The following is a 530-nucleotide window of genomic DNA, read 5'->3' as shown; positions in this document are numbered from 1 at the left end:
AGCGTTTTTGTTAAACAAAATAATAATATAACAAAATTTACTACTACAGATAGCTGGGTGGTCTTGTCACAAATAGAAAGACAAATTAAATCTAAAATAGAAGCGATAGGAACACCTCTTAAGGACTGGAAAATCAATATTAATTACGGGATTAAAACGGGATTTAATGATGCTTTCATCATTACAGAAGATAAGAAAATGGAATTAATTCAAAAGGATTGTAATAGTATAGAAGTAATTAAACCAATTCTAAGAGGAAGAGATATCAAACGATATGGGCACGAGTATTCAAATCTATATATTATTTTTATACCATGGCACTTTCCCTTACACAATGACCCAAAAGTTACGGGATCGTCAGATGAAGCCGAGGAAGCCTTTAAAATAACTTATCCAGCCGTATACAACCACCTTTATTCCCATAAAAATAATCTTGAAAAAAGGAATAAAGCAGAAACCGGAATTAGATACGAATGGTATGCACTTCAACGATGGGGAGCAAATTATTGGGAGGATTTTTTTAGTCCAAA

Annotated in this window: 1 protein-coding gene; it reads left to right on the top strand. The window is 32.5% G+C overall.

Annotated elements, in window-relative coordinates:
• Window positions 1-530 (top strand): hypothetical protein (locus D7004_RS20720; RefSeq protein ID WP_208646858.1); only part of this gene is annotated, 530 nt, incomplete at both ends.

Origin of the sequence: Pedobacter jejuensis, from assembly GCF_003725795.1 — a bacterium.
GTDB lineage: Bacteria > Bacteroidota > Bacteroidia > Sphingobacteriales > Sphingobacteriaceae > Pedobacter > Pedobacter jejuensis.
Note: the sequence above shows the minus strand (reverse complement) of the source record. Positions and strands in the feature narration are given on the sequence as shown.